This is a genomic window from Serratia sp. J2, from assembly GCF_046269175.1.
GTDB classification, from domain to species: Bacteria; Pseudomonadota; Gammaproteobacteria; order Enterobacterales; family Enterobacteriaceae; genus Chania; species Chania fonticola_C.
On the sequence record NZ_JBKABN010000103.1, the window covers coordinates 1 to 629 of the forward strand.

Sequence of the window (629 nt, forward strand, 5' to 3'; positions counted from 1 at the left end):
TGTACAGACCGGGGACATGGTAGACAGGTGTTCAAGGACATGGTGAACACTTTTTAACATCCTTTACCCATGATGATCGACCTATTTCTCAGGTCGATCGTCCCCACTTTCGTGCTGTACCACCATACCTCGTAGTATCCCTCTCTCTCACTTTCCTTCAGCCCGACATATTCACCAATAAAGGCCTTGCCCACTTTCAGACCCACGCCTTTCAGGCTCAGTTTCCCACTGATATCCACTTTCCTGACCAAGACCCCCTCGTCATACTCGGCTGCCGCCGGATTGCCATTGTACTGTCGCGATGAAGGCTGATAACGGGAGGCTGGTACCGCCATTGACAGCGCTTCATGTGGCCGTTCCAGGTTGTAGCTGTCTCGCCAGGCGTCGAACACCTGCTGCAACTGTGACGCATCGGTGAACCACCGTCCCTGCAGGAGTTCTGCCTTCAGGCTGCGGTGGAAGCGCTCCAGCTTACCCTGAGTCTGAGGATGGTAAGGCCGAGAGTGACCTACCCGGATACCCTGACGCATCAGCCACAGTTCCAGAGCGGTCCAACTGCCCGTCGTGTCCCCCCAGGGGGCCCCATTATCCATGGTCATTCTCTCCGGCAAGCCATAACGTTCGAACAC

The 629-nt window shown here is 55.6% G+C and carries 1 protein-coding gene; it reads right to left on the minus strand.

Features of this window, described 5'->3' with window-relative positions; all coding sequences use genetic code 11:
• Nucleotides 1-53: 53 nt before the first annotated feature.
• A partial coding sequence (locus ACKWMY_RS28260) for an integrase core domain-containing protein (protein ID WP_409487555.1) occupies nt 54-629 on the minus strand: 576 nt, incomplete at its 5' end.